Source organism: Thermodesulfobacteriota bacterium (assembly GCA_030583865.1).
GTDB lineage: Bacteria > Desulfobacterota > GWC2-55-46 > GWC2-55-46 > GWC2-55-46 > UBA5799.
Map to the genome: position 1 here is coordinate 1,948,196 of CP129479.1, position 24,436 is coordinate 1,972,631.

The 24,436-nt window shown below is 59.5% G+C and carries 22 protein-coding genes; 2 read left to right on the plus strand and 20 right to left on the minus strand.

The genetic code is table 11. The features are described from left to right. Nucleotides 1-18 precede the first annotated feature (18 nt). The 5 genes from QY316_09255 to QY316_09275 form a co-directional block, all read right to left on the minus strand. The gene (locus tag QY316_09255) at nt 19-1,101 is read right to left on the minus strand and encodes a glycosyltransferase (GenBank protein ID WKZ32096.1); all 1,083 of its coding nucleotides are present in this window, start codon (nt 1,099-1,101) and stop codon (nt 19-21) included. An 88-nt stretch (nt 1,102-1,189) separates the two neighbouring features. After that, nucleotides 1,190-2,290, minus strand: a complete 1,101-nt coding sequence (locus QY316_09260) for a glycosyltransferase (GenBank protein WKZ32097.1) — start codon at nt 2,288-2,290, stop codon at nt 1,190-1,192. Further along, nucleotides 2,278-3,399 (minus strand): glycosyltransferase family 4 protein, encoded by a 1,122-nt coding sequence (locus QY316_09265; GenBank protein ID WKZ32098.1) that lies wholly within the window; start codon nt 3,397-3,399, stop codon nt 2,278-2,280. Before QY316_09265 ends, QY316_09260 begins: the two co-directional genes overlap by 13 nt. Further along, nucleotides 3,396-4,673 (minus strand): TIGR04295 family B12-binding domain-containing radical SAM protein, encoded by a 1,278-nt coding sequence (locus QY316_09270; protein ID WKZ32099.1) that lies wholly within the window; start codon nt 4,671-4,673, stop codon nt 3,396-3,398. The genes QY316_09265 and QY316_09270 overlap by 4 nt, the downstream gene beginning before the upstream one ends. Nucleotides 4,674-4,704: 31 nt before the next feature. Continuing rightward, nucleotides 4,705-5,817, minus strand: coding sequence for an NAD-dependent epimerase/dehydratase family protein (locus QY316_09275; protein WKZ32100.1), 1,113 nt, complete (start codon nt 5,815-5,817; stop codon nt 4,705-4,707). Between the two features lie 476 nt (nt 5,818-6,293). On the opposite strand from QY316_09275, the gene QY316_09280 reads away from it, so the two are divergent. Both QY316_09280 and QY316_09285 read left to right on the plus strand, forming a co-directional pair. Beyond that, entirely contained in the window at nt 6,294-7,013 is a 720-nt protein-coding gene (locus QY316_09280; protein ID WKZ32101.1) for an endonuclease/exonuclease/phosphatase family protein, read from the plus strand. Nucleotides 7,014-7,047: 34 nt separating this feature from the next. Further along, complete coding sequence (locus QY316_09285; GenBank protein ID WKZ32102.1) at nt 7,048-8,592, plus strand: phospholipase D-like domain-containing protein; 1,545 nt, start codon at nt 7,048-7,050, stop codon at nt 8,590-8,592. A gap of 51 nt (nt 8,593-8,643) precedes the next feature. Here the strand turns inward: QY316_09285 and QY316_09290 are convergent, their stop codons facing one another. The 15 genes from QY316_09290 to rpiB all read right to left on the minus strand — a co-directional run bounded on the left by QY316_09290 (nt 8,644) and on the right by rpiB (nt 24,370). Beyond that, complete coding sequence (locus QY316_09290) at nt 8,644-10,194, minus strand: DEAD/DEAH box helicase (GenBank protein ID WKZ34107.1); 1,551 nt, start codon at nt 10,192-10,194, stop codon at nt 8,644-8,646. 453 nt (nt 10,195-10,647) lie between these two features. Continuing rightward, nucleotides 10,648-11,871, minus strand: coding sequence for a DNA polymerase IV (dinB, locus tag QY316_09295; GenBank protein ID WKZ34108.1), 1,224 nt, complete (start codon nt 11,869-11,871; stop codon nt 10,648-10,650). Nucleotides 11,872-11,886: 15 nt separating this feature from the next. After that, on the minus strand, nt 11,887-12,123 hold the full coding sequence (locus QY316_09300; protein WKZ32103.1) for a hypothetical protein: 237 nt from the start codon (nt 12,121-12,123) through the stop codon (nt 11,887-11,889). 196 nt (nt 12,124-12,319) lie between these two features. Continuing rightward, a complete protein-coding gene (lexA, locus tag QY316_09305; GenBank protein ID WKZ32104.1) occupies nt 12,320-12,937 on the minus strand; it encodes a transcriptional repressor LexA in 618 nt (205 codons plus the stop codon). Between the two features lie 131 nt (nt 12,938-13,068). Then, entirely contained in the window at nt 13,069-14,556 is a 1,488-nt protein-coding gene (locus QY316_09310) for a nitronate monooxygenase (GenBank protein WKZ32105.1), read from the minus strand. Between the two features lie 350 nt (nt 14,557-14,906). After that, nucleotides 14,907-15,788: a monofunctional biosynthetic peptidoglycan transglycosylase gene (gene mtgA / locus QY316_09315; GenBank protein WKZ32106.1), complete on the minus strand. Its 882-nt coding sequence runs from the start codon at nt 15,786-15,788 to the stop codon at nt 14,907-14,909. A gap of 75 nt (nt 15,789-15,863) precedes the next feature. Continuing rightward, nucleotides 15,864-17,078, minus strand: coding sequence for a cofactor-independent phosphoglycerate mutase (locus tag QY316_09320; protein ID WKZ32107.1), 1,215 nt, complete (start codon nt 17,076-17,078; stop codon nt 15,864-15,866). Nucleotides 17,079-17,224: 146 nt separating this feature from the next. Next, nucleotides 17,225-18,295, minus strand: a complete 1,071-nt coding sequence (thrC, locus tag QY316_09325) for a threonine synthase (protein WKZ32108.1) — start codon at nt 18,293-18,295, stop codon at nt 17,225-17,227. Then, nucleotides 18,282-19,652, minus strand: a complete 1,371-nt coding sequence (locus QY316_09330; GenBank protein ID WKZ32109.1) for a homoserine dehydrogenase — start codon at nt 19,650-19,652, stop codon at nt 18,282-18,284. The genes thrC and QY316_09330 overlap by 14 nt, the downstream gene beginning before the upstream one ends. Next, nucleotides 19,649-20,839, minus strand: a complete 1,191-nt coding sequence (alaC, locus tag QY316_09335; GenBank protein ID WKZ32110.1) for an alanine transaminase — start codon at nt 20,837-20,839, stop codon at nt 19,649-19,651. Before alaC ends, QY316_09330 begins: the two co-directional genes overlap by 4 nt. A 151-nt stretch (nt 20,840-20,990) precedes the next feature. Then, a complete protein-coding gene (lipA, locus tag QY316_09340) occupies nt 20,991-21,845 on the minus strand; it encodes a lipoyl synthase (GenBank protein ID WKZ32111.1) in 855 nt (284 codons plus the stop codon). A 242-nt stretch (nt 21,846-22,087) separates the two neighbouring features. Beyond that, on the minus strand, nt 22,088-22,255 hold the full coding sequence (locus QY316_09345) for a hypothetical protein (protein WKZ32112.1): 168 nt from the start codon (nt 22,253-22,255) through the stop codon (nt 22,088-22,090). Next, nucleotides 22,242-22,505, minus strand: a complete 264-nt coding sequence (locus QY316_09350) for a DUF3343 domain-containing protein (GenBank protein ID WKZ32113.1) — start codon at nt 22,503-22,505, stop codon at nt 22,242-22,244. Before QY316_09350 ends, QY316_09345 begins: the two co-directional genes overlap by 14 nt. A gap of 95 nt (nt 22,506-22,600) precedes the next feature. Further along, the gene (gene glyA / locus QY316_09355) at nt 22,601-23,857 is read right to left on the minus strand and encodes a serine hydroxymethyltransferase (protein ID WKZ32114.1); all 1,257 of its coding nucleotides are present in this window, start codon (nt 23,855-23,857) and stop codon (nt 22,601-22,603) included. A 60-nt stretch (nt 23,858-23,917) separates the two neighbouring features. Next, nucleotides 23,918-24,370: a ribose 5-phosphate isomerase B gene (rpiB, locus tag QY316_09360; protein WKZ34109.1), complete on the minus strand. Its 453-nt coding sequence runs from the start codon at nt 24,368-24,370 to the stop codon at nt 23,918-23,920. Between the last annotated feature and the right edge of the window lie 66 nt (nt 24,371-24,436).

The following is a 24,436-nucleotide window of genomic DNA, read 5'->3' on the forward strand; positions in this document are numbered from 1 at the left end:
TCCTCAAATAAGGCCGGCTCAGTTACGGACAAGCCCGCATAGTATGGAATCCACTTCCCTCGCCCTAGCCTCATAGGTATGCTCGGAGGTCACGCGCCTGAATGCGTTCCTCCCTATCCGGGCGGCCCTCTCGGGCGTAAGGCCCTTCAGTATTTCAGCCACCTCGCTCCCGTCCGACGCGACCAGCACCTCGCTTCCGGGTTCGAGAAATCGCTCTATGCCCTCCCACCTGTCCGTTATTATGCACGCGCCGGCGCCCGCGGCCTCGAAGACGCGCGTGGGCGGAGAATACCCGTACCTGGCCATTGATTCCCTGTTTATGTTGAGGACGGCCAGGCAGGTGGAGTTGAACGCGTTGTGCTCTGCGGTATAGACGTGCCCCAGCCGCCTTACGTTCTTTACCTCGATATCGTCCCAGCCGCTGCCGCCGAGTATGAACCGTTTCTCCGGGAGATCTGATGCCGCCCTGAAAAAGAACTCCCAGACCCTGGACTCGCGGTCCGGCATGCGGTTCCCCAGGAACCCGAGGTCCGCGTTGAACTTCTCGACCGGCTGGACAGGGTAGTGCGTCTCCGGGTCGAGGGCGTTGTAGACCGGCGTGCACTCCTTTGCGCCGAAGGCAAGGTAGTCCTCGACCACCCGGGGCCCGCCCCCGTATGTAAAGACCATGTCGTACTCTCCGACAAGGGGCCTGAAGTAGTCGGCCTTTCTTTTTTTCATCCTCTCGAGGGTAGCGGGCGCGTCCACGTCCCAGAAGGCGGCGAGCGCCCCGGGCCTCCTGGCCGCCGGCACCGCCTTTTCGAGGTACTCGTCGAATACGCCCACGCCGCTCGCCTTTATTATGAGGTCGGCGCTCCTGCCCTCATCAAGCGCCGCTTCCACCCCCTCCACGGTCGGCTTGTATACGACGACCCTCGCCCACTCAGGGTCTGGTATGTCCCTGTGCGACTGCCTGTTATACGCGTCCGGCTCATAGAAGGTCACCTCGTACCCGAGCTCATCAAGGCCCCTTATTATCCCCCTGTAGTACGTCGCGGCCCCGTTCCAGTATGCCGAGACGAGGCTCGACCCGAAAAACGAAATTCTCATGCCCTTTCCCATTCTGAACGCCCCCTCTTTCTGTCCGCCCGCAAGCCGCGGGGTCATATTCAATCGTTTTAACGCCGGCACTTTAAAAGAAATACGCTTCCTACGCGCCTGCCGTCATATTGATCTCCGAGCAAATCGTGAAGAGCTCATCGACCCTGTTTCCGCACGTGTGGCGCATCAGGACCGTCTCAATCCCGTTTTTTGCAAGCTCCTCCCTCATCCCGGCGTCGTTCAGAAGCTCCCTCAGGCGCCTTGCCATCTCATTTCCGTTCCTCGCGACAAGATAGTCTTTTCCGGGCCTGAAGAGCCCCTCGGAATCCTCCCACGGGGCCGAGACAAGGGGGATTCCGCACGATAAGGCCTCAAAGACCCTTATCGTGGGTATGCCGGGGAGCGTCTCGGCATATGGCCTCCTCGGCACGTGCACCGTGCACATGAATGAAGCGAATACCTTTGGCGCCTCGAAATTCGGCAGCCAGCCGCCGTACTCGATGCCGGCCTCTCCGAGGAGCTTGAGAGCGCACTCCGGGTATCTCACGCCGTGCGCCCTGGCCTTGAGCCCAAGGGTCTTCACCGGGCCTAAAAGGAACTCCCCGAGCTCGGCCGTCCTCTCGTCGTCCCCCCAGTTCCCAATCCAGACGAGGTCGCCTTTTTTTCCGCGAAAGGGCCTGGGCCGGAACACCCGGGTATCGGCGGCCTCGTGCCACGTCCATACCCTCCTGGCCCAGCCGCGCCGTATATAGACCTCCTTCACCGCCTCGCCGAAGGCGAGCACCCCGTCATAGCCGGAAAGGTCGTATGAGGCCATGTTCCATGGCTCGGTCATGGAGCGGTGGTGCGTGTCGTGGAAAAAGAGCGTGTACGGGGCGCGACCGGCCCTGTGCCGCCCAATTCTTCTAACAAGCTCATGCTCGTTCCACTCGTGGACTATCACCACGTCAGCGCCTTCGAGCGCCTCGTCGAGGTCGAGGTCGTCGATGTCGTAGCGCGTGCTCCCCAGATGGGGATACGCGGAATGGAAGAGCCCTGAAGCTTCTCCGCACGTCTCGAACAGGTTCCTGACGCACCATGAATCCCTCGGCTCGTATACCGAGACCTCGTGCCCCCTTGAAAGGAGCTCCGTTGCAACGCCCCGGAGGAAATGCGCGTTCCCGTGGTTCCAGTCGGAGACGAGTGATTGATAGAACATCACAAAGCGCACGCATCACCTTCCCTTTCCGCGGCGCTCGAAAGCCGGCCATAGAGCGCATGATACGCCCCGGCCATCCTTTCCGGCGCGTACTCCGCCGCCCTCTCCCTCGCCAGCATGCCGAGCCTTGCCCGGAGCGCCCTGTCGGAAGCGAGCATCTCGAGCGCTATCGCAAGCCGCCCGGCGTCTCCGGGCTCGACGAAAAGCGCCGCGCCGTCCCAGAGCTCCCTCAGGCTCGGTATATCGCCTAGGACGAGTGCGCACTCTGAAAGGGCCGCTTCCAGGACCGTAAGGCCGAAGGGCTCGTACCTTGCCGGGAGCGCGAATATGGAGGCCCTGGACATCCACTCAGCCATCTCCGTCTTCGACAGCCGCCCGAGCATCCTGATGGCTCCATCGGGGATAAAACTCCCTTGGTCGTGCTCATACGCGCCTGCCGCGCATACGGGCCAGCTTATGGAACGAGCCGCCCGCTCCAGGGCCCGGATGTTTTTGGCCTCGTCCCAGAGCCTGCCCGCCGTGAGGATGAAGTCCTCCTTTACGCCGGGCCTGAAGCTCTCATTGCTCCTGCCGTTATATATTACAAACGCCGGGGCGCTGAACGCGTGTGTCCTTTTGAGCGACTCCAGCATCGCATACGACGGCGCTATAACGGCTTGAGCGCTCCTTAAGCCCTTTTCCACTTCCATACCGTACCTCGTCCATCCGCCCCCTGCGGGCCCCTCCTTCACCGCCTCCCACCAGGAGAGGACGCACGAGTGCGCGACGATTATAACCGGCGCACTCCAGCGAAGAGCGCCGTGGCAGTAGCCGTTAAGGTGAACGACATCCGGGCTCAAGGATTTTTCGAGGCCAAGGAGCCATTCCCCGGCTTCCGCGACGCTTTCCCAGGGGTCTTCCATCCACTCGAGCCTGAAGCCGCCCTGAAAGATTTCGAGCCCCTTTACCTCACGGGCCTCGTCCATCTGCCCCTTCGTGACCTCCGGGCCCATGGTCGCGAGGAACACCTTTACACCCCGGGCCGAGAGCGCGGAGGCAAGCTCCATTGAATAGGCCCATACGCCGCCGACCGTGTCTGCGGTCATAAGGACAGTCAGGGGTCTTTCCCCGCCATTGCTCATGCGCCCTCCAGCTCGGCCAGGGGCAGGGGGGCGCTCTCCTGGATGTCGCTGAAGGACCCGTTCTCGGCGAGGTAGTGCTCGTGCGCGCGCTCCCATGCATTTGAATCCGGCTCGCCCCACCTCCTCGAGTACTCTTCAGAGCCCGGATACGGGAAGAGCGGCACCGGACTGTTCACCCATATGCCCGCGCTTATGAGAAGCGACCTCCACGCCTCCACGACCTCGGGGTCGTCCATGCTCGAATCGAGGAGAGTCGCCTGCACGAAATTGACTCCCCTCTTCGCGGTCATCAGGAGGAACGCCAACTCGTCCGTCGTTATCGCGCACTTCTTCCCGAGGTGCTTTCTTCCGGCCTCCGAAACACTCTCGATGCCCGCTTCTATCGATACGCAGCCCGCCTCGCCAAGAAGCTCGAGCATCTGCGGCTTCCAGAGGTCTATCCGCGTCTGTATCCCGAACTTGACCCTCCTGGCTGAAAGCGACTCGAGGAGCTTCCTGTCGGGCATGAATATCTCGTCGATGAAGTATATGTATTCCACGCCCTCCGCGATAAGCCCGTCTATCTCGTCGAGCACGGCCGGGAGCGGCCTTTTCCGGTAATTGTTACGGAACTCCCTCTTGGCGCAGAAGGTGCACGAATACGGGCACCCCCTCGACGCCTCCACCTCTGCCCCGCAGCCTGAGACATTCGAACAGAACCTGTGGTGGTGATGTGCGCGCCTTCTGACGTATTCACGGGGCCACCTGAGCGCCGGGAGGGCCGTCAGGTCAGAGGCGCGCGGGCCGCCCTGTGTCCTTATGACAGGGCCCGACCGGTAGCATATGGACTTGACCTTGTCGAGGCTACCGCCCGCGAGCTCGGGCAATACCGTCTCGGGCTCGCCCATCACAACGACGTCTGCCCCGAGCTTCGTAAGCGCCGCGGAAGGGGTTACCGAGGCGTGCGGGCCGACAGCCACCTTGATGGCAGGAATGTCTGCAAGCTCCGCAAAGAGCCGCTTGGGGACCCGCAGCTCCGGCTGCGGGCATCTCCAGAAAAGGTATCCGGGCGCGGTCGTTACGACGACGAAGTCGGGCCTAAGTTCCCCGACCCTCTTTTTCGTCTCTTCCGGGGAGAGGCCTTCGAGGTGCGCGTCGATTATGCGGGCGCTGTGCCCGGCCCTTTCGATGAGCGCCTTCGAGTAGCCGAGCTCGAGCGGGAAATGGGGCTCCCTGCACCCGAAATATATGCTCCCTGAAAAATCCCAACCAGGGTTGACCAGCGCGAATATCATCGGTCCGATCCTGTTGTTTTTAGGCCGCCTTTTATATCGTGAGTCCGCGCCCCGCCAGTTCCTCGCTCGCTTCCGCCACGCGGTCCGGGGCGTCCTTCCCCTCAAGCCATGACGCAAGCTCGACAAGCCCGTCCTCGAGGGCCACCCTCGGCTCGTAGCCCAGGACGGCCCTCGCAAGGCCTATGTCCGCAAAGCAGTGCCTTATGTCGCCCATCCTGCACTTGCCCGTTATCTCCGGGCTTATCTCCTTGCCGAACATGCGCGACATCCTCTCGGCGATCTCGACCACCGCGTGGCTCCTGCCGCTCCCGACGTTGAAGGCCCTGTAGTCCGCCCCTTCCGACTCAAGGGCGAGCCTGCAGGCGTATGCCACGTCGCGCACGTTCACGAAGTCCCTCTGCTGCAGCCCGTCCTCGTATATGAGGGGCGGCTTCCCGTTGATGAGCCTCGCCGAGAAAATAGCGAGGACGCCGGTATAGGGATTGGAGAACGCCTGCCTCGGCCCGAATGCGTTGAAGAACCTGAGGGCCACGGTCGGTATGCCGTATGCGCTCCCGGTTACCAGGCACATCCTCTCCTGGTCGAATTTCGTGAGCGCGTATATCGAGGCTATCGAAGGTGGCTTGGTCTCGGGCGTCGGCACCGGGACGAGCACACGCCCGGCCTGGTCCACGAGCTCCCATTCGCCTTTCCTCAGGCGCCCTATGGACCTCTCCGCCGTCTCGGCCGCGGCCCCGTCGACCGTACGGTACAGGCCCTCGCCGTATATGCTCATGCTGGACGCGACCACGAGCTTTTCGACGGGCCTTTTGATTAAAGCCTCAAGGAGGACCGCCGTGCCCCTGCAGTTGACGTCCACGTAGTCTTCTATCCGGTACATCGACTGCCCGACTCCCACGGCCGCCGCGAGATGAAAGACCGCGTCGACGCCCTCGAGCGCCTTCCCGACCGCCTCGGGATCCCTTATGTCGCCGGCAAGGAGCTCCACCTCGTCAGGAAGGTATTCCGGCCTTTTTCCGCCTGGCCCGTGCACCTGCTCGACGAGCGAATCAAGGGCCCTTACCTTGTAGCCGCAATTAAGCAGCTCATCCGCGAGGTGCGAGCCTATGAACCCGGCCCCTCCGGTAACCAGTATCTTCTCCATTCGATATCCTCCCTGCTCTCCCTGCGGGCGTTGTCGAGCGGCACCTCCGGGCAATAGTCTGCTGATGCCAAATTTCAGAGAAACCAGCACGGTGCAGGGCGTTCGATTTTCGGCTAAGCGCTTCAGACGGACCGCTGGAAAGGGGAAAATGCAACCGGCTACGGGCTCGCGGGCAGAGGCATAAGCAGCTCCTTTAGAATGAATGAAGCTTTCCTTCTAAACTTATATCAGGAATCGGCTTTGTCAAGGAGGAGCGGCCCACAACGCGGGATTGGCGGGGCCGTGGCACAAATCCTTTCCAATCCCGCCCCGGGCGTGTTATAATTTTCGCGGTCAAACCAGTCCACGGCAGCCATAGCGCGCACCCCGCTCACGTCGTCCCACGCTCATAGACCGCCTCCGGTTGAGATTCTGCCGCCATCACCTATAATAGAAATAGCAGCGATATGCCGTATCCGCAAAAGCCGCTCCGGGTAATGACATACAACGTACACAGCTGCGTGGGCTCGGACGGAAAGCTATCCTCCTACAGGATAGCCGACGTCATCGCCAGGTACGAGCCTGACATCGTGGCCCTGCAGGAGCTGGATGCCGGGCTCGCCAGGACGAACCACGCGCACCAGGCGGAGGAGATAGCCGCGCACCTCGACATGGATTTCCATTTCCATCCGTCGCTGGAGATCCAGAACGGCAAGTACGGCAACGCTGTCCTGAGCAGGTACCCGCTCCGCCTCGTGCAGGCGGGAGCGCTGCCGTCGCCCTGGTGGTTCCGGCCCTTCGAAAGGAGGGGGGCGCTCTGGGCGGCGGTGAGTTTCAGGGGGAGGGAAGTCCAGATAATAAACACGCATTTCGGGCACAACTGGAGGGAAAGGGTGCTGCAGGCCGAGGCGCTTCTGGGGGCCGAGTGGGCCGCGCACTCTTCATGCGCGCCGCCGCTACTCCTCTGCGGCGACCTCAACACCCTTCCGGTCTCGTCCGTTTACAAAAGGTTCAGGAGGTCCCTCTCGGACGCGCAGCTCTCGATTTCGGGCAAGAAGCCCGGGAAGACGTACCCGAGCCGCTATCCGATCGCCCGTATCGACCACATCTTCTCGAGCCGCGAGGTCATGGTCCTTAATACCGACGTGCCGAGGACGATCCTTACCCGGGCCGCCTCGGACCACCTCCCCCTCATAGCAGATATTGACATACGCTGACACCGGAAGAAAGACCCGGAGGTGCGAACACATAATGTGGGACCGGATAATAGAGCCGGGCCGCAACTGCTTCGGGAATTCCGCCGTCGAGGAATCGGGGGTCTACGTCGACGGCGCGGAATACTATAGCGCCTTCTACCGCGCGGCCCTCAAAGCGCGGAGATACATAATAATCTCCGGCTGGCAGTTCGACAGCGAGGTGTCCCTCATCCGCGGCCCGGAGGCCATGAGGGCAAGGCGGGATGTGACGCTTCTCAAGTTCCTCGATTCGCTCTGCAGGAGGAACCCGGAGCTCCGCGTCTACATACTCGCCTGGGACTTCAGCCTCATATTCCTGCACGAGCGCGAATGGATGCAGGAGGTGGTCTTCAACTGGTCCACGAGCGAGCGCCTCCTCTTCCGCTTCGACGGCAAGCACGCCATAGGCGCGAGCCAGCACCAGAAATACACGGTCATAGACGGGGCCATAGCCTTCCTCGGCGGCATGGACTTCGCCGCAGGCAGGTGGGACGACAGGCGCCATCTCGCGCGGAACCCCGATAGGACCAACCCTGACGGAAAGTCCTACGCCCCCTACCATGACATGCAGGCCTACTTCACCGGCCCGCTCGTCTCCGACCTTTCAAGGATGTTCGAGGAGCGCTGGAGGCTTTCGGCGGGAAACGAGATCCGTCTTCCCGGCCCCCTCGAAGGCGACTACCTGCCGACGGGAATAGGGACACCCATACGGGCCAGGAGCGCTTCGCTCAGCAGGACCCAGGGCAAGACGTTCTTCAGGCCCGACGGGCCCGTGAAGGAGATACGGGCCCTCTTCCTCGACGCCATAAAGGCCGCCCGGAAGCTCGTCTACATCGAAAGCCAGTACTTCAGCTCGCATGCAATATACAGGGCTTTGACGGAAAGGATGGAGGACGGGTCGGCCCCCAAGCTCGACATAGTCATCATACTCCCCATGAAGCCCCACGCGCTCGTGGAGGAGCTCTCAGTGGGCCTCCTTCAGACGCGGATACTGAGCCTTTTGAGGCAGACGGCCAAACGCCAGGGCCACTCGCTCGGCATCTACTATTCGGCGGCGCCTGGAGAGGGCGGGGAAGAGGTCCCGGTGTACATACATTCCAAGATAATGATAGTGGACGACAGGTTCCTTACCGTGGGCTCGGCTAACGCCACGAACAGGAGCATGGGGCTTGACTCGGAGCTGAATATCTCGTGGGAGGCCTGTTCTCTCCGGGACTTGAGCCTCATCCGTTCAATAAGGGAGTTCAGGGCGGGTCTCCTCGCCGAATACATCGGGACCGACTCCGGGATAGACATGAGGAGGCTTAGGAGGCCGCCGGGACTTGTCGAGTACCTCGACTACCTGGCGGAGACCAGGCTGTACCGGCTCCAGAGGCACAACATAAGCGGCTATCTTGCAGGCAATGAGATCCTGAAGGCGCTCGATGAGCTCCTGATGGACCCGGAAAAGGCATTCATAGAAGAGAACGTCTTCGAGATATTCTCTCCGGACGTTGCGTCGGCCTTCTCCGAAGGGATGACCTTATTCAAGAAATACCTCTTCAGGAAACGCGCCGGCTGAAATGCAAAAGCCCGGCATGGCCGGGCTTTATCGTTCTATCCAAGGCCTGTATTATTTCCTGAGGGCCCTGGGCTTTGCCGGGGCCACCGCCACCTTCCTCCCCGAGATTATCGAGCGGTGCATGAACTCGATTATCTTTTCAGCTGACTCCCTCGGCACCTCGACGAATGTGAAGGACTCGAATATGCTGACCTTCTTTATCTGCTGCCTCGGGAGGTCGGCCTTTTTCGATATCGCGTCAACAATGTCCATTGCGCTTACGCCCTGCTCCCTGCCGATGGTCATGAAGAGCCTCGCCATGCCGGGTGCCGCCCCGGTGTCGTCGAGCGAGCCCCTCTCATCCATTTCTTCGGGGGCCCTGTCAAAGCCTTCGAGCTGGAACTTAAGGAGCGCCGCGAGCGCCTCGACGGGCTTAAGCCTCTCCGAGAGCTTCTCGGCCATGCCGAGGAACCTGTCGAACTTCTTGTCGTCGATGAACTCGTTTATCTTCTCCTCCAGGGAGGCGAGCCTTACGCCGAGGACCTCTTCCCTGCTGGGGAGCTTGCCCTTCTTTATCTCCGCCTTGGACACTGCCTTTATGAGCCGGAATTGCCTGTCCTCCCTCGGGGTGACGAAGGTTATTGCCACCCCTTCCCTTCCGGCCCTGCCGGTCCTCCCGATCCTGTGCACGTACGATTCGGGGTTCTGCGGGATTGAATAGTTCACGACGTGGGAGATGCTGCTTATGTCGAGGCCGCGCGCGGCGACGTCGGTTGCGACGAGCACGTCCACCTTGCCGCCCTTGAATTTCTTGAGCACGGCCTCCCTCTGCGACTGCGTGTAGTCGCCGTGCATGGCGTCCGCGTCGTATCCGCGGAGTTTGAGGTTAGAGGTGACCTCGTCCACCTCTTTCTTGGTGTGGCAGAAGACCAGGAACGTGCCCTCGGCGTCGAAGTCGATGAGCCTCGAGAGCGCGTCCATCTTGTCCGAATTCCTCAGCTCGTAGACTATCTGCCGTATCTTCGCCGCAGTGAGCGTGTCAGCGGCTATCCGGACCCTCTCCGGGCTCTTCATGTATCTCTTGGATATCCGGAGGACCTCTTCGGGCATGGTCGCGGAGAAAAGGAGCGTCTGCCTGGCCTCCGGCGTGTCCTTGAGTATCTTCGTGATGTCGTCGATGAAGCCCATGTCGAGCATCTCGTCGGCCTCGTCGAGGACCACGATCCTTACGTCCTTCAGAGAAAGCGTCCGCCTCTCTATGTGGTCCAATACCCTGCCGGGCGTGCCTACGACGATCTGGACACCTTTGGCTATGGCCTTTATCTGACGGTCTATTGAGGTCCCGCCGTAGACCGGAAGGGCGTGCACCTTCTTGTAGGCCCCGAGCTTGTTTATCTCCTCGGCGGCCTGGATCGCGAGCTCCCTCGTCGGCGCGAGAATGATGGCCTGGACCGGGCCCCTGCCCTTGTCGACCTTTTCTATCACGGGTATGCCGAATGCTGCCGTCTTCCCGGTGCCTGTCTGCGCCTGGCCTATCACGTCCTTCCCGGACAGAAGGAGCGGTATCGTCTTCTCCTGTATGGGGGTCGGCTCCTCGAACCCCATTGCCGCCACTGCCTTCATGACCTCCGGCGAGAGTCCGAAGTCATTGAAACTCTTCTTTTCCCTGCTTTCCAATTGTGTTCCGTCTCCTTTTTGCAATCTGTGGTGATTTAATCTTCAAATATATCATGGAAGCGGTCATTTTGGTAACGAAATCGGCCCATGTCCCACGATTCCGGTTCAATTCCAAAGTATTGGGGAATTGCCTTCTCAGGCGGCCCGGGCGCAAAAAAAGCCGGGAGTGGGCGCTCCCGGCAAGAGGGGGGTAAACAGGGCTCCCACGGAAAAACAGGGAACCATGCTGGAAAAAACTTTAGCAGGGTTTTCCGGGTTGTCAACATGGTTTACAGAAATTTCTTTTGTGCAGAGCCGTTTTTACAGCTGCCTGCAAAGTTTTTTACGGCTATATAAAAACTGGGCACAATGAGCATTAATTTACGCCTGGCAGACAGACCAGGGTGAAAAGCGATTTTTTCACCTTACATCGACCCTCTTAACACCCTCGGGCCTCCACGCCGGGGATATTACGCCGGCAGGGTCGTCCCAGGGGTCCTTCTCAAAGAGCGCGGCCCATGTGACGGTCGAGGAGCCGAAGGACCTGTTCAGGCCGTCCATTGCGCCGAGGAGCCTCTCGCGCCTCCGGTCGTCCTCGAAAAGCTGCATCTGGAGCGAGCCCTTTGAGATGTCCGAGAGCGTGACGCCGAGGAGACGCACCGCTGTCTTAAGACGCAGGCCTTCGAGTATCCCCAATGCCGCCGAGTATATGGCCCGCGTGTCGTTCGTCGGGGCCGGGAGGGTCTTCTGCTTCGAGAAGGTATAGAAGTCCGGATACCTTATGGTAAGGGCCACTTTGCGGCCATAGAGGCTGTGCTCCCTTGCCCTTGCGCCGACCTTCTCGGACAACTTCAGCATGTGCCTCCTTATTACCGGCTTATCCGAGGCGTCGACAGGCAGTGTCATGGAGTGCCCGACGCTCTTTGCCTCTTCCTCCTGTCCGATGGGCACTACACCGCTCTCGTATATGCCCCGCCCCATCAATTTAAGCCTCTCGCCTATTATGCCGAAGCGCTCCCTCAAGATGCTCGCCGGGAACCTGCCGAGCTCACCGCAGGTAACGACCCCAAGGGCGGCGAGGTGGGCCGTGAGCCTCGGGCCTATGCCCCAGAGCTCATTTACCGGCAGGTCCTCGAGGAGGGCCGGGACCTCTTCCGGCGCCAGGACGACAAGACCGTCGGGCTTTTTCATGTCGGATGCGAGCTTTGCGATGAGCTTATTCGGGGCTATGCCTATGGAGCATGTAAGGCGGCTCCCGAGCTCCTCCCGTATCCTCTTCTTTACTGCCGCTGCAAGGGCCGAGGGAGAGCCGTATGCAGAGAGGCAGCCCGTTATGTCCACGAACGCCTCGTCGATGGAATACGCCTCGACCATCGGCGAGAAGTCCTTCAGTATCCCGATTATCCGGACCGAGGCGTCGGTGTATTTGCGGTTGTCCCCTGCGACGAATATAAGGCCGGGGCAGGCCCTTTTGGCCTCGACCCTGTTCATGCCGGTCTTTACGCCGAACGCCCTTGCCTCGTAGGAGGCGGTCGTCACTACGGTCCTCTGGGCCGAGCCCACGACCGCTATGGGCTTTCCTCTCAGGGAGGGGTTCGCCTGCTGCTCTACCGAGGCGAAAAAGGCGTTCATGTCGATGTGCATGATGAGGCGGCCCAATTACTCGACCTCCTCGATCGACCAGCCGAGGCTCGACGAGTCATAGGCGAGCTCGAAAAGCGTTGCGCCGTCAGAGACCGTGAAATGGAGGATGCGCGCGCTCCCCTCCCTGGACGCCCAAGTGTATGTTATTTCCTTTACGCCGTATACCCGCCCCCTCCATTTGAACTTTACAGGCCTTACCCCCTTGTCGAAGATTGCCACGACCTTTATCGGGTCCTTTACCTTTGTCGCCATTGCACATCCCCAAGGGCATCTGACGGCGGTCTCTCGCCTGCGATGCCCGGTTACGCTATTCCAACCTCTAAAAATCAGAGATTTTTCCCGCAACAAGGAGGGGCGGGAATAAAAAGCGGAGCATATATGAACAATATGTGAGCATTTTTATTCCCGGCCCGACGCAGAGTCCGGGGAAAAAGATCAATTTTTAGGCCTATTCAAGCCGCCTTATTACGGATATGACCTTTCCTATAATGGCGAAATCGCTGCCGTCTTTGACTACGATAGGCTCCATCGAATGGTTCTCGGGCTTAAGTACGACCCTCCCGCCGGTCTTCAATAGCCTCTTGACAGTGGCCTCGTTATCCACGAGGGCCACGACTATGTCTCCGCCCGAGGCGTCGGGCTGGGGCCTTACGACCACGAGGTCGCCCTCGGAGATGCCCGCTTCCACCATGCTCTCTCCCTCGACCTTCAAAAGGAACGCGTCCCTGCACTTGAAGAAGCGCTCATCGAGCACCACATGGCCGAGTACGTCCTCGACCGCCTCTTCAGGCGCGCCCGCCCTCACCCGTCCGGCTATCGGCAGAAGGACGCCGCCCTGTTGCGCCCTGTTGCGCCCAAGGAGGGAGATCGCGCGCGATGCCGAGCCGCCCCTTTTTATGAAGCCCTTCTTTTCGAGGGCAACAAGGTGCTTTGCGGCGTTCTTCGGCCCCTTTATCCCGAACCTGGCGCATATGTCCCTAAGGGAAGGCGGGTAGCCCGCCTCCCCTATGAACTCGCGGAGGAAATCGAGTATCTCTTTCTGGCGTGATGTAAGCTCGCTGTCCATAGGGCTACATTTGTTACCCTAAGGATAATCCAGGAACTTTCGCGTGTCAAGGGAAGAAGATGGGAAGAACGGCTATGAGGGAATAGCCCTAACCATTTGGAATATGAATCATTTCACGGCAAGGCCGGATATCAGCGGCAATTAGAGCTTTTTGCAAGGAGCTCCTCTTTGAGAATGAAGTCAAGGATGTCTTTCGCGGAATACGAAAGCTTGCCGGTCTTCTCAAGGACCTCCTTTATAAGGGAGAAGTCCTTGCCGGCCGTTATCAGCGGCTTCTCGACATAGCCGCACGACCTTACCTGCGGGAGGCCGATATTGGCCATGAGCCCGTTACAGAGGCATTTGCAGCCTTCGGTATCCTCGATTCTGCCGCCCTTACGGACGTATTCATCAACAGGCTCTGCCGGGCAGCGATAGCCCAGGGAGCCGCCGTCCTTTTTATAGACGTGCCTCAGGTATCCGAGGTCGCAGACCCTCTCCCTTTCCTCGAAGACGTCCTTCTCGGAATGCGAGCCTGAGACGGCGGCCACCTTGAAGGGGAAGCCCGTCGGAGACGCCTTGGAATCCGTAAAGACGCGGACCGAGCCGGATGAGACGGCCGAGAGCACTTCAGCCCGGATCTCATCGGTCAAGCCGGACTCCGCAGAGAATGCGAACGGGGTTCCGGCCTGGATGCCGCTTGCGCCGAGCGATAGCGCCTCCTTGAGCCTCATGGCCCCGCCGTACGCGCCGGCGAGCCAGAAAGGCACGCCGAGGGCTTTTATGCTGTCGAGGTCGACATCGTCCTTGGGGCCGTATACCGGTTCATCGTGCTCGTCGAGCCTCAGCGCACCCCTGGGGAGCGCGTTGTGCCCGCCTGCCGAGGCCCCCTCTATGACGAGCCCGTCCACCCGGCCCGTGCCCTTCTTTACTAGCGTCTGGGCCAGCACCGTAGAGGCGACTATGGCGATGAATGCCGGGCGCTTCAATGTGGGGAGTTCGGCACCTTCCGCGAACTCATGCGGACTGAACGTAATCCTGAAGTCGTCGTCCTTGTCCGCGCCGAGCACGTTGAGCTTGAGCGAGGCGTCCCTGTTGGCCGCGAACTCATCGAGGACGCCTGGTATCTCCCTGGGTATGCCGGCGCCTACCATGACATAATCCACCCCGGCAAGCATCGCCCCGTATATGGAGGCGAGCTGCGGAAGCTGTATCTTCTCAAGATAATTTATCCCGACCCTGCCGGCGTGCCCCTCCTTCGCAAGATAGACCTCGACGAAGTTGGCTACGGCTATGAGCTCCAGGTGCGCTTTTGAAAGCGCTGCCGAGCACATGGGCACCGGCTTGAACGGCTCGCCTTCTCCCTTGCCGCCGGGCATGAAATACCTTTCAAGCACGCGCGCGGCCATGGCCGGGAAAGGGAACTGCATGAGGGCGCGGCGCATATGCCCGCCTGCGTCTCCTTTCTGCAGCCTCCGGGCAAGTATCATGTCAAGGGCCGTGCCGGAAACTACCCCGAGCTGGCCCGCTTTTGAGACCATTTTGGCCAGGGTCCAGGAGGATACCCCCGCGCCCATGCCTCCCTGTATCACAAGCGGGCTCCAAATGGCAGCGCACTCCTTTAATTCATGAACTTTCATAATGTGGCGTCCTGATTTGTGGTGAAATGGGGCCTGTTTGGCCTGTGCCTTTGCCGGGAACTTCAGGAAAATTGGAGTCAGAGGGGATTAAAAGAGGGAATTCCGCAAGCTGAGTCCAGACCTGAACCTTTTTCCTCGTGTATTCTAACCTATTTGCCTTATCATTTGCAAACAAAGTATCTCAGGGCCCCGGATGATTCAAGGCAACCTCTGAAATCAGCAGGGTGTTGACAAAACCCTGCCAGGCAATCCACGGATGGGTTGCCAGATTGCGAAGACCTATTCCAAGTCGAGCATTGAGTGACCGGGCTGATTCATTCCGGGCCAAGCCTTGGTTGAAAAGCCCTTCTTTACTCCATTGCCTGAATGCCGCCGGGCCCATTGATGGTCTCTTGCTCCGGCCCCGGTCCGGGTTCCGGCGCGGACGTATCGGCAGCTTCCTCGCTGGTTTCCGCTTGAGGCGCCCCGTAAGGTGCTTCCTCTACCGGAACGGCCTCGGGCACGACCGCCTCTTCCAGCGGCCCGGGTTCAAGCTCTTCGAATTCCGGCACCACGAAGCCCCTTTTTACCATGATGTTGTATATGACGTCGGCCCTTTTCTCCACATACCGCTGCGTTCCTGAGGCGTTGAGCCGCCTCGGGTTCGGCAGCACGACCGCAAGCCTGGCCGCCTCCAACGGTGTAAGCTCCGCGGCGGACTTCCCGAAATGATGGCGCGAGGCGGCCTCGACCCCGAATATGCCCTCGCCCCATTCGGCTACGTTCAGATAAAGCTCGAGTATCCGGCGCTTCTTTAGCGCCCTTTCGAGCCTCCACGTGATTATCGCCTCCCGTACTTTCCGTATCGGGGATTTCGTCGGCTTAAGGAAGAGGTTTTTCGCGAGCTGCTGGCTTATGGTCGAGCCCCCGGCCTTGAATTTGCGGGCCTTGAGGTCTTTTTCGAGCGCCTTCTGTATGGCCTCGAAATCAAAGCCCTCATGGCTCCAGAACTTGTCGTCCTCGGCTATTATCACCGCCTTCACCATGTGAGGTGATATCCGCGAGTAAGGGACCCATTTGTGGCGGACCTTTACCTTCTTGCCAGCGGCCTTCCACTCGGCCTCCCTGTGCTCCATCATGGCGGTCTTCTCCGGGTTTTCCTTTTCAAGGCGCGAGACATCCGGGAAGAACGCAAGATAGAGGATGGAAAGTATGGGTATCGATATCAGGACGGCGTAGAACGCCTTTTTCACCGGACTGACCTTTTTAGCGGGTTATAAAAAAGGCCCGCTAAGCGGGCCTTTTTTATGGATTATACCTGCCTATTTTCAGGAGAGCGCCTTTTTCTCGGCCCTTCCGTAGAAGTCCCGGGCGAGCGCTCCGCATTCCTCTATTACGAGGCCGGTTGCCGCCGCGTTCTTTTCCGAGAACTTCACGGGGCTTCCCTCGTCGCCGTCCCTGAAAAGGACGAACGGGACCGGGTCCGAGGTGTGGGTCTTGAGCGCTATGGGCGTCGGATGGTCAGGGAGGACCATGACCGCGAACGGGCCCAGGCGGCGCGCGCCCTCCAGCACGGGCCCGACTATCCTCAAGTCGAAGTCCTCTATGGCCTGGAGCTTGTGCCCGAGGTTCCCGTTGTGGCCCGCCTCGTCAGGCGCCTCTATATGCACGCAGATGAGGTCCCTCGTCTCAAGCGCCTTCAAGGCCGCTTCGGCCTTGCCCTTGTAGTTCGTGTCGATATAGCCTGTTGCGCCCTCAACCTTTATCACGTCGAGCCCGGCGTATATGCCTATGCCCTTCATCAGGTCCACTGCCGATATTATCGCGCCGTTCACGCCGAACCTCTCCTTCAACGTGGGCATGGCAGGGGCGCTCCCCTGCCCCCAGAGCCAGATCGAGGTCGCGGGCTTCTTTCCTTCCGCGGTCCTTCTGGCGTTTACCGGATGGTCCCTGAGCACATCCTGCGATAGCCTCATCAGGTTGATAAGCTTATCGGCCCCTTCGCCTTTCGGGAGATGGGGCCCTGTCGCCTTGTCGGATATGTCGTGCGGGGGCACTGTCTTTAATTCCTTCGAGCCGTTGCCCCAGACCATGAGGTGCCTGTAGCCGGTGCCGGGATAGAACCTCACGCCCTCGCGCGAAAGGGCCCTGTCGAGGTCGAGGACCATCTCCCTCGCCTCCTCAGTGGAGATGTGCCCGGCGCTGTAGTCGCCCATGACCGTAGAGCCGTCCTTCTCGATGAGGGTCACGAGGTTGCACCTGAAAGCGATGTCGGAGGGGCCGAGCTTCACGCCTATGGAGGCCGCCTCAAGCGGCGCCCTGCCCGAATAGTATTTTGCCGGGCTGTAGCCGAGTACGCTCAGGTTCGCGACGTCGCTCCCGGGCGAAAAGCCGTCGGGGACCGTCCTGAAGAGGCCGAACCTCCCCGCGCCGGCGAGCCTGTCCATGTTCGGGGTGTCAGCGGCCTCGAGCGGCGTCTTTCCGCCGAGGCTTTCGATCGGTGCGTCGGCCATGCCGTCGCCTATGAGGATTATGTATTTCATTCAGTCAACAACCTCTAAAAATTGGAGATTTTCCCGGAATCAAGGAAGGCCGGGAATTAAAAGCGGAGCATATATGATAAGTATATGAGCATTTTTATTGCCGGGCTGACACAGAGTCCGGGGAAAGATCAATTTTTAGTCCTCTTTCAGAATCCCATCGCCTTCAGTATCTTCGCCGTCTCGGCGGCAACCTTCAAGGGCTTCTCCGAGGACTTTAGCGCTATGTCCGGGTCTTTCAGGCCGTGGCCCGTGAGCGTGCAGACGACCGTGTCGCCGTCATTGAGGACGCCTTCCTTCTTGAGCTTCAGCGCCCCCGCGAGGCTCGCCGCGGACGCGGGCTCGCAGAATATGCCCTCGCGCGAGGCGAGGAGCTTGTATGCATCGAGTATCTCGGCGTCGCTTACCGCCTCTATCACCCCGCCGCTCTCGTCCCTGGCCTTGAGGGCCGAGTCCCAGCTCGCCGGGTTCCCTATCTTTATCGCCGTCGCGATGGTCTCTGGCTTCTCGACCGGGCGGCCCAGCACTATGGGGGACGCGCCCTCGGCCTGGAAGCCCATCATCTTCGGAAGGTTCGATATTATGCCCTCGTTATGGTACTGCTTGTAGCCTTTCCAGTAGGCCGTGATGTTGCCGGCGTTCCCGACCGGGAGGAAGTGGTATGTGGGCGCGTATCCCAGGTGCTCGCATACCTCGAAGGCGCCGGTCTTCTGCCCCTCTATCCTGAAGGGGTTTATCGAGTTTACCATCTTTACGGGGTAGCCCCCGGTTATCTCCTTCACTATCTCCAGCGCGTCATCGAAGCTCCCCTTTATCTGGAGGACGAGCGCCCCGTGCATGATGGCCTGCGAGAGTTTCCCCATTGCTATCGACCCGTCCGGCACGAGGACGAACGCCTTCATCCCGGCCTTCGAGGCGTACGCGGCCGCCGAGGCAGAGGTGTTTCCGGTCGAGGCGCAGATTATGGCCTCGGCCCCCTCCTCCCTGGCCTTGGATACAGCCATCGTCATGCCGCGGTCCTTGAACGAGCCCGTGGGGTTCAAGCCCTCGCACTTAAGTAGGAGCCTCAGGTCTCCGAACACATCCTTCAGGTTCACGCTCTCGACAAGAGGTGTATTCCCCTCAAGGAGCGTAGTTATCGAGCCGTCGCCGACCTCCGGAAGGAAGTCCCTGAACTCCCTTATAATGCCGCCCCAAAGGCCTTTCCTAGTTAGCTGCACCCAGGTTCTCCTCTATCCTTATATAGACTATCTTGTCGTGTATTATGTCCATCTTGGATACTTCCGCGACCGCTGCCCGCAGCTCCCTCTCAAGGGCGTTATGCGTAAGCACCACGAGCGGGACCGCGCCGCCGACCTTCCTGTCCCTCTGTATTACCGAAGATATGCTTATGTTGTGGCTTCCGAGCACGCCGGATATCTTCGAGAGGACCCCGGGCTTGTCCATCGCCAGGAAGCGTATGTAATATGGCATCTCAACGGATTCCGTCTCGCGTAAAGCGACGGGCCTCGCCTCCTCTTCCGGACACGAAAGCGGAGGGACTCGCCGGACCGCTCCGGTAGAGATGTTCCTCGCAATGTCCATGAGGTCCGAAACGACCGCGCTCGCCGTGGGCATCATGCCTGCGCCCATGCCGTAGAGGAGGACCGAGCCAACGGCGTTACCCTTGAGATATATGCCGTTATAGGCGCCGTCGATGGTCGCGAGCGGGTGCTGGGCCGGTATCATCGTGGGGTGCACCCTGGCCTCTACCTTCCCGTCGACCGATTTAGTTATGGCCAGGAGCTTTATCCTGTAGCCGAACTCCTTTGCGAACTTTATATCGAGCTGGCTTATGCTCGATATGCCCTCCGTATAGATGTCCTCGAGCCTTATGTGCGTGCCGTACGCGAGGTTTATGAGTATGGCGAGCTTGTGGGCCGTATCTATGCCTTCGACGTCATAGGTGGGGTCGGCCTCGGCATAGCCCTTCTCCTGCGCCCTCCTCAAGACGTCCTCGAACTTGCCGCCCTCGTTCGTCATCTTGGAAAGGATGTAATTGGCCGTACCGTTTATTATGCCGTAGATGGACTCTATCCTGTTCGCGGCGAGCCCTTCGCGCAGAGCCTTTATAACCGGGATGCCGCCCCCGACGCTCGCCTCGAAGCCGATATCGACCCCCTTCCCGGCGGCCTTGCCGAATATCTCTTTGCCGTGGGTCGAAAGGAGGGCCTTATTGGCGGTCACGACGTGCTTTCCGCGCTCGAAGGCTTCCAGTATGAATTCCTTTGCGACCCCGGTGCCGCCGACGAGCTCTATGACGATTGAGATGTCAGGGTCGTTTATTATGTCCCTTGCGTCGGCGGTAAGTACACCGTCGGCGAGCCTGACGCCCCTGTCCCTCGCAAGGTCCCTGTCGGCCACCCGCTTAAGGACGAGCTCGCAGCCGAGCTTCGCCGCTATTATGTCGGCGTTCTCCTTCAATACCCTGACGACGCCCGTGCCGACGGTGCCGAAGCCTATGAGCCCGACGTTTATGCTTTTGGCCCTCGCCCCGTGCGCTCCGGAAAGGCTCTCTATCGACGCGGTCTTCGTCATACGGCCTCTTTTGCCGAGCCATCCAGGGCCTTCTTTATGCACTTGGCCGCCTGGCGTATCCTGTGCTCGTTCTCGACGAGCGCGAGCCTGACGTAATCGTCGCCGTACTCGCCGAAGCCCACCCCGGGCGATACGGCCACCTTGGCCTTCTTAAGTAGGAACTTCGAGAACTCGAGCGACTTCATGGAGCTGAACGGCTCGGGTATCTTCGCCCAGACGAACATGCTGGCCTTGGGCTTCTCTATCTCCCAGCCGGCCTTTCCGAAGCTCTCTACGAGGGCGTTCCTCCTCGATTCGTACGTGCCGCACATCTCGGTCACGCAGTCCTGGGGGCCGTTGAGGGCTATTATCCCGGCTATCTGTATGGGCTGGAACATGCCGTAGTCCAGGTAGCTCTTGATCCTCGTAAGCGCCCCCACGAGCTTTCTGTTGCCGACCGCAAAGCCCACCCTCCATCCGGGCATGTTGTAGCTCTTGGAGAGGGTAAAGAACTCCACGCCCACGTCCTTGGCCCCCGGCACCTCTAAAAAGCTCGGTGCCTTGTAGCCGTCGAAGACTATGTCGGCGTAGGCCAGGTCGTGAACCACCATGAGGTCGTTCTCCTTTGCGAAGTCCACGACCTTTACGAAGAACTCCCTTTCGACCACAAGGGTTGTCGGGTTGTGCGGGTAGTTTATTATGAGCATCTTCGGCTTGGGCCAGGTCTGCTTCACTGCCTTCTGGAGCTCGTCGAAAAAGTCCACTCCGGGGAGGAGAGGTATGCTCCTCAAGTCACCGCCCGCGATGACGACAGAATAGGCGTGTATGGGATATGTCGGGTTCGGGACGAAGACGACGTCTCCGGGGCCTATGACCGCGAGCGCAAGGTGGGCTATGCCCTCCTTGGAGCCGATGGTGGCGACCGCTTCTGTCTCAGGGTCTATCTCGACGTTATAGCGCCTCTTGTACCAGTCGGCTATGGCGAGCCGGAGCTTATATATGCCCCTCGAAGCCGAATACCTGTGGTTCCTCGGGTTGTGGGCCGCCTCTATGAGCTTGTCGACTATGTGCCTGGGCGTGGGCTGGTCGGGGTTGCCCATCCCGAAGTCTATTATGTCCTCGCCTCTCTTCCGGGCCTCTACCTTGAGCTCCGTCACAATGTTGAACACATACGGCGGAAGCCTTTTTATCCTGTGAAACTCATCCATCTACGGCGCACCTTTCAGTTCATGCACTTCTAAAACTTAGTTTTTTTCCGCAATCAAGAAGGGCCGGGAATAAAAGCGGAGCATAATATATGAAACAAATGTGAGCTTTTATATTTCCGGCCCGACGCAGAGTCCGGGGAAAATATCAATTTTAGCCGCCCATTTCTCCGAGAAGCCTCTCAGCATTATAAGAGCTTCTTACGAACGGCCCGGAATAGACGTGCCTTATCCCTATGCTCTTTCCGAAATCCTCGTATTCCTTGAACTTTTCTGGATCGACATATTCCTCGACCTCGAGGCTTTTTCTGGTCGGGCGGAGGTACTGCCCTATGGTGACCGCGTCGCATCCGGCGGACTTCAAGTCCTTTAAGAGGGCCATCACCTCTTCCGTGGTCTCGCCCAGGCCGACCATGATGCCGGATTTCACCACTATTCCCGGGCGCTTCGCCTCCCGGAGCACATTAAGCGACCGTTCATACCCGGCCCCGGGCCTTACCTTGGGATAAAGCGACGGGACGGTCTCGAGGTTGTGGTTGAAGATGTCCGGGCGGGCTTCGAGGACCGTACCAAGCGCCTCCGTGTCCCCCTTGAAATCAGGGGTCAGGACCTCCACTAAAATGCCGGAAATGTTATCCTTAACGGCCTTTATTGTCAAGGCAAATTGCCCCGCTCCGCCATCGGAGAGGTCGTCCCTTGTGACGGACGTGATCACCACGTGCCTCAAGCCGAGCTCCCTTGAGGCAAGGGCGATATTGGCCGGCTCGTCGGGGTCTGCCTGAAGTGGCCTTGCCCCCTTATCGACCGAGCAGAAGCCGCAGCGCCTGGTGCAGACGTCCCCCAGTATCATGAAGGTGGCCGTTGGTTTCGTGAAGCATTCCCCGATGTTCGGGCACCTTGCCGATTCGCAGACCGTGTGGAGGTTCCTTTTACGCAAGATGGATTTGACCTCGTGCAGGCGCGTAAGCGGACCTATCGATTTCTTCGTCCAGGGCGGAAGGCGCTTCATGCATGTAGGATAACATGACGGCCCCTCTTCCGCAATGAGGAACCCCCCTCCGGGGGCCGATGGAGAGCGCGCGGAATCTTAATGCCGTGATTCAGACAAGGGATATAAACACTCGAATTCCGGATAGTTTGGGTTGAATTGACACACGGGAGGAAACAGGCGGTAGTCTGGCATTGGTCCTGGCTGGACAATCAGGCCCCCTGGATTCAGTAAAGCGGGCTGTGCAGGCCGCCCTGTTGCCGCTACTTCCCGGCCTTCAGCCTTGCCTGGCGCTCCCGCTCCTTCTTAAGTGAGCAATCGGGGCAGGCATATCTTTTTTCGTGCTTGACCGTGAGCCTGTCATAGTCCTGGTCAAGGGCCACCCTGGCGACATTATCCGATTCCCTGCCGCAGAAATCACACTTTAACATACTCCTCACCTTCTTTCCTGTACACGTTCCTTGGCAAAAGCCCTCCTTTTTGAAGGGTCTGGTAAGCCTCGTCGAACAAGCCCCCGTCAACGGATATGACAAGCCCGCACGCCGAATCAAGGGCCTTTGGCACAGGGAGCAGCCTGAAAGGGATGGCCGCGCTCTTCAATAGCTCCTCTGCCTTCAAGGCCCTGTGGGTCGAGCCGAAGCCCAGTATATACTCTATTTGCCGGAAATTATCAAATTTCATGGCGCTACGCAAGAACGGGATTTTCAGGCCAAAAAAAACGCCCGCCGCATTCATGGAATGGGCGGGCGGTCCTGGTCATCACCATCGAGCTTTTTTCAGACCGAAGCCTTTTCCAACCTGTTCTTATAAAGCGGGAACCTCGAGCAGAGCTCCTTTACCTCTGCCTTTATGCCTTCGAGGGCGGCATCGTCGTTCCTCTTCTCAAGGGCCCTCTGGATGAAGCCGGCTATGACCTTCATCTCCGGCTCCTTCATGCCCTTGGTGGTGGCCGCGGGCACGCCTATCCTTACGCCGCTCGTTACAAAGGGGCTCCTCGTCTCGAACGGGATGGTGTTCTTGTTGACGGTAATCCCGGCCTTGACGAGCGCCTCCTCGGCCTCCTTGCCGGTTATGTCCTGCTTCGTGAGGTCCACGAGCATGAGGTGGTTGTCGGTCCCGCCGGATACGAGCGTAAAGCCCCTTGAGACGAGCTCGCCCGAGAGGACTTTGGCATTCGCGAGCACCTGCTTCTGGTAGGCCGTAAACGAGGGCTCCAGCGCCTCCTTGAAGGCCACGGCCTTGGCCGCTATTATGTGCATGAGCGGGCCGCCCTGGATCCCGGGGAATATCTGCTTATCCACAGCCTTCGCGAACTCCTCCCTGCACATGATGACGCCGCTACGCGGGCCTCTGAGCGTCTTGTGCGTGGTGGTGGTGACGAACTCGGCGTGGGGCACCGGGCTCGGGTGGAGGCCTGTTGCCACGAGCCCTGCTATATGGGCTATGTCCACCATGACCTTCGCGCCGACCTCGTCAGCAACTTCCCTGAAGGCCTTGAAATCTATTATCCTCGGATAGGCGCTCGCGCCTACCACGATAAGCTTGGGGTTGTTTTTCTTCGCGAGGTCCCGGACCTGGTCCATGTCGATCCTCTGGTCGCCCTGGCGGACGCCGTAGAAGACGACATTATAGAGCTGGCCCGAAAAGTTCACGGGGCTTCCGTGCGTAAGGTGCCCGCCGTGGGACAAATTCATGCCCATGACGGTGTCGCCGGGCTTTACGGTAGCGAGGTAGACCGCCATGTTTGCCTGCGAGCCGGAATGGGGCTGCACGTTCACGTGGTCTGCGCCGAAGAGCTTCTTCGCCCTCTCTATCGCGAGCCTCTCGACTATGTCCACGAACTCGCAGCCGCCGTAATAGCGCTTGCCGGGGTAGCCTTCGGCGTACTTGTTGGTCATTACGCTACCGGCAGCCTCCAAAACAGCCTCGCTTACAAAGTTCTCGGACGCGATGAGCTCGAGCTTAAGCTCCTGCCTTTCGGTCTCAAGCCGTATGGCGTCGTATACTTCGGGGTCGAATTCCTTAAGGGCCATCTTCTTTACTGCCTCCCGTTTTAAAATAACACGGGCCGCGCTAAAAGGCGCGGCCTCTACTTACCTTCCGTTTTTCTTCTCGACTTCCCTGATCTTGTCGAGCCGCTTCTGGTGCCTTCCGCCCTCGAAGGCCGTCTCGAGCCAGGTCTTGAGCATCTCCCTGGCAAGCCCCTTCCCGGCTATCCTGCCGCCTATCACGAGTATATTTGCGTCGTTATGCTCCTTGGCCATGCGGGCGGTGTAGACGTCGTTCACAAGCGCGGCCCGGACATTGCTGAACTTGTTGGCGAGTATGCTCATCCCTATGCCCGTGCCGCAAACGAGCACCCCTTTGGGGACATCGCCTTTCGAGACCCTCTCCGCCACAGGTATGCCGTAATCAGGGTAGTCGACGGACTTGTCGTCGTTAACGCCCATGTCCAGCACTTCCACTCCGAGGGAGGCCATGAACTCCTTAAGGTCTTCCTTGAGCTCTCTCCCGGCATGGTCGCTTGCTATGGCTATCCTTTCCATCTGATCCATCTGGCGCCTCTTTCCCGCTTAATCCTCATTCTAATATTATGCGCCTTTCAAGGACAC